This window comes from Cupriavidus sp. UYPR2.512 (genome assembly GCF_000379565.1).
GTDB lineage: Bacteria > Pseudomonadota > Gammaproteobacteria > Burkholderiales > Burkholderiaceae > Cupriavidus.
Genome location: NZ_KB902957.1, coordinates 1 through 4404, shown reverse-complemented (window position 1 = coordinate 4404; position 4404 = coordinate 1). Strand labels below are relative to the sequence as shown.

4 protein-coding genes are annotated in these 4404 nt (G+C 57.3%); all 4 read left to right on the top strand.

Annotated elements, in window-relative coordinates; all coding sequences use genetic code 11:
- The coding region (locus A3A5_RS38515; protein ID WP_018311117.1) for a solute carrier family 23 protein at positions 1 to 630 on the top strand (630 nt) is incomplete at its 5' end.
- Positions 631 to 759: 129 nt separating this feature from the next.
- Positions 760 to 1845: a porin gene (locus A3A5_RS0113580; protein ID WP_018311116.1), complete on the top strand. Its 1086-nt coding sequence runs from the start codon at positions 760 to 762 to the stop codon at positions 1843 to 1845.
- Between the two features lie 640 nt (positions 1846 to 2485).
- Positions 2486 to 3748, top strand: a complete 1263-nt coding sequence (locus A3A5_RS0113575) for a M23 family metallopeptidase (RefSeq protein WP_018311115.1) — start codon at positions 2486 to 2488, stop codon at positions 3746 to 3748.
- 294 nt (positions 3749 to 4042) lie between these two features.
- Positions 4043 to 4198 carry a hypothetical protein gene (locus tag A3A5_RS43315; RefSeq protein WP_018311114.1) on the top strand — a complete coding sequence of 52 codons (156 nt, stop codon included), beginning with the start codon at positions 4043 to 4045 and terminating at the stop codon, positions 4196 to 4198.
- Positions 4199 to 4404: the final 206 nt, after the last annotated feature.

Here is a 4404-nt window from a genome sequence, read left to right as displayed (position 1 = left end):
TGGCCCATCGCTGCGATGTGCATTGTCATGCTCGTGACCTTCATCGAGTCGACAGGCATGTTTCTCGCACTCGGCGAGATTGTCGAAAAGCCCGTATCAGAGAAGGACCTAATTCGCGGCTTCCGCGCTGATGGCATCGGCACAATGATCGGCGGAGTCTTCAATACCTTTCCTTACACCTCATACGCTCAGAACGTGGGCCTGGTGAGCGTTACTGGCGTCAAGAGTCGATGGGTGTGTGCGATGGCAGGTGTAATCCTGATGGTGTTGGGCCTGTTCCCGAAAATTGCAGTTTTTGTGGCGTCCATCCCGCCATTTGTGCTCGGCGGAGCAGGTATCGTGATGTTTGGTATGGTGACAGCAAGCGGCATCAAGGTGCTCGCTCGCGTTGACTTTCACAACGTCAGGAATCTTTATATCGTCGCAATCAGCATCGCCTTAGGGATGTTGCCTGTCGTCTCGCCCAAGATTTTCTCGAAGCTGCCCCACGAGCTTGCACCTATCCTCGAGAGTCCGATTCTCCTGACGGCAATTTCAGCGATCCTTCTCAACATTTTCTTCAATGGTCTCGGCGACGCCAAGGAAGCGCGAGCTACTCTGATGGCGACCGCAAAAGAAGCCGACCTCTAACACTTCTTGCCTCCACCATCGCCCGAAAAGGAGCGGTGGGCGCTCTCGTATTGTGGCCGCTGTAAAGCCGGCCGCAAGGGGGAGTCTTTGACTTCGCAACGGAAAACGCGTTTTATTCTCTACCCAGCCATGAAAACACAGTTTCGTTTTAGAACCACCCACGTCGCAACTTTGACGTTCTTCGCAGGCGCATTGCTCACCGGTAGTGCTGTCGCTCAGTCGAGCGTCACCCTGTACGGTCAGGTGGACAGCTATATTGGCACAACTCGGACACCCGGCAGCGACAGGTCATTCATCCTGGGTGGGGGTGGCATGCAGACCTCGTATTGGGGTATCAAGGGCACCGAGGATCTCGGAGGCGGATTGAAGACCATCTTTGATCTCAATGCCTTCTACCGCGTAGATACTGGGAAAGGCGGAAGCTACGATGGCGAGCCATTCTTCGCTCGCAATGCGTTTGTGGGGCTGGAGCATTCGAGCTACGGACAAGTTCGTCTGGGCAGGAATACAACCCCGTATTTCGTCTCAACCATCCTCTTCAACCCGATCCTCGACTCCTACGTCTTCGGGCCCGCAATCAGCCACACATATCTCTCTGCCAATAATGGAACGCTTTTCGACCCCGGCGTGCTAGGCGACACCGGTTGGGTCAACTCCATCGTCTACTCTACTCCGAACTTCAATGGCCTTACCGTCAACGCGATTTACGCGTTTGGCGAACAGCCTGGCTCCAATGGGCAGAACAAATGGGGCGGCAACGTGACGTACTTCCGAGGCCCGTTCGCGGCGACGGTTGCCTTTCAGCAGGTCAAGTTCAATACCAGCCCCGGCGATGTGACGTCGCCAGCTTCGCTCGTCGGGTTCCGAAAGCAGAATGCGGTTCAAGCCGGTATTAGCTACGACTTTAGTGTGGTTAAGGTCTACGCCCAGGGGCAATACATCAAGTCCGATATCAATGGGCCGTCGGGTGACCTCAAACACATCGATGGACTTGCAGGAGTCTCTGTTCCGATCGGTGCAGGTAATTTGCTGCTGACTTACGCATATGGAAAATCTGAAAACGACGTTGCGTCATTCCGTCGCAATACTGCGTCGATCGCATATGACTACAACTTGTCCAAGCGCACCGACTTGTATGCAGCTTACTACTACGACAAGCTAAGTGGTCAAGCCCATGGAGATACGGCCGGTATTGGCATCCGCCACCGCTTCTAGCACCAGTAGCAGGGAGGCTTGACCATAGGCGCGAAATTAAGCGCATCTAGCTTTTGCGGCCGAGAGTTGGCAGGCTTGCGTCCGCAACCACTATTTGCGGACGCAAGCATGATGGACAACGAGAGTGAAGTTCTGCCACGACGGGTGGTCCGTGTTCGCTCCCATGGAAAGCGAGACCTTGACCCCGATGTTTTCTGGCTTTGGTGAGGGACCGACTGGCACGATTGAACAGAGTTACGTTACGTTGTGCTCAGTCAGCGGTAGTAGCAGTGAAGTAGTAGAGGTGAGATCTCCACTAGGTGCTGCAAATGGCCGACCCCCACCGCAAGTTGGGGGTTTTTTTGCTGGAAGAGGTGAGTTCCGGCACTAGCCCCTCTGACAGCAGGCATCTCAATCTGGAGAGTAGGACTCCGGGCAGAGGAGAGGCGCAATGAGAGAGCCCAAGGATGGTAGGGCGAGTTGGCAAAATGCCGGCTTGAGCCGCAATCGGCGAATTAGGGAAGGCATCCGCGGTGCGCAACCGGCATGGCGCCGACTCCGCGAAAGTTTCGCGCGTAAGCCGGTGGCATACAACGATTCGGCTCATTCACGGCATTGGGAGCATCTCACCCGGTTGGTGGCGTGCGTGGCGACCGTCCTCATGCTCTGCATGGCGGCCGCCATGGCAATGACTCCGCACAGCGCCTACGATGGCCCCGAGGCACCTCGCCTGCAGGCAAGCCTGCGCCTGCCCGACCTGAATGCTCAACTCACAAGACTGACTGACGCCCGTGCCACCTATATCCGGGAGGAGCCCCTGCAACGCGGCGACACCATCGCCTCGCTGCTCAAACGGCTCGGTGTGGACGATCCCGACGCGCAGGCATTCATCCGCGGCAGCACTGCCGCCCGCCAACTCCTTGACCTCGAGCCGGGCCAGATCGTACAGGCTGAGTCCGACCAGGACAACCTGCTGGTCTCGTTGCATGCCACTCTTGACGGCGACGTATCCGCCTCACACGAACTGGTAATCGAGCGGGCCGGCGACCTTGACGAGCCGTTTTTCAAGGCGCACCTGCATACGGTCAGGAATGAACTGCGCTATGAGATGCGTTCAGGCACCATCACAGCGAATGGGTTCTTCAAGACCATGGACGCTGAGAATGTGCCCGAGGAGATTGTCCAGCAGATGGTTTCCATCTTCTCTGGTGTAATTGATTTCCACCACGATATTGTCGCCGACGATCGCTTTCGCATTGTCTATGAAGCCGGGTTCCGCGTGGGCGCCTTGGTGCGCAATGGTCGCGCGGTCGCGGTCGAACTCGTCAACCGCAGCCAGCTATATCAGGCTCTGTGGTATTCGGCCGACGACACTAAGGCCGGGGACTACTACACCTTTGACGGCCGCAGCATGAAGCGCCCGTTTCTCCGCTCGCCCGTGGACTTCTCGCGTGTGTCGTCGGGTTTCGGCTGGCGCAATCACCCTCTGCACCATCAGTGGGTTGTTCACAAGGGGATCGACTTTGCTGCCCCCATCGGCACCAAGGTCTTCGCCACGAGCGATGGGACAGTCGACTTTGTCGGCCAACAGACCGGCTACGGCAGTATCGTCATCCTCAAACATGACGGCGGCTACTCGACCTACTACGCCCACTTGTCGGGATTCGCCGACATCCGCCCCGGGCAGCATGTCACGCAAGGGCAAGTGATCGGATACGTCGGGCAAACCGGCAGGGCAACCGGGCCGCATCTGCATTACGAGTTTCGCTTCAATGACGTGGCGCAGAACCCACTGAGCGTCATGCTGATGGATCCGGTCACGCTGACGGGACAAACGCGCCAGCGATTCCTGAGTTATACCAGTGACACGCAAGAGCGGATCAACAAACTGCGCAGCTATAGCGTGGCATCTATCGGCAACTGAGGTTCCCCTGCGCCGCCAGTCTGGCGCTGCACCCGGGGCTGGCGGCGCTTGCCGAGTTCGCATGTCACTGTCTTCGAATAAAGTTCGAAAGATGGCCGAATGCTCGGCAGAAGGTCCTATGATTGCGTCGTTCCTGGTGTTTGACCATGCGGCGCTACGGCGCCGCGGCGATGGGGGCTGGAATGGTACGACCGGCGGCACAGCCCTTTGGGCGCCATATTTGAGGAGTGAGGTGGCGCACAGCGTTGACGTTCGTAGGTGGATTTAGATGCCGAGCCGAGCTAGGTTTGGCTGATGTCGGGCAAGGCCGTCAAGGCCTTTGCAATCGGAAACGAGAACAACGTGGCGGATGGTGGGACGCGTTATGGCACCGGCGTAGTGACCGTAACCGATTTTGCTTTGAACCAGATCTCGGGCAAGCCATGCGGCAAGTTTGAAGCTCGGCGATGATTCGCTCACCAAGGGGCAAGGCGGGGTTAGCCGCTATCTCAGGGAGGCCGACACTGCATGGCGTCGCGCTTCGCTCATGTGTACATACGACAGGTCAGGCGCTTTCTCAGCCTCCCGAGTCCAAGGTCGGTGTAAAGTGGACCCCTCTGTCAAGACAGCTTTCAACCGAATTTAAGCTGCATCTATTTCTTCACACGCAGCAGAAC

What these genes read in the sequence shown, in the direction of transcription:
- A3A5_RS0113580 (WP_018311116.1), top strand. Translation starts at nt 760, where the DNA reads ATGAAAACACAGTTTCGTTTTAGAACCACCCACGTCGCAACTTTGACG.
- A3A5_RS0113575 (WP_018311115.1), top strand. Translation starts at nt 2,486, where the DNA reads ATGCTCTGCATGGCGGCCGCCATGGCAATGACTCCGCACAGCGCCTAC.
- A3A5_RS43315 (WP_018311114.1), top strand. Translation starts at nt 4,043, where the DNA reads ATGTCGGGCAAGGCCGTCAAGGCCTTTGCAATCGGAAACGAGAACAAC.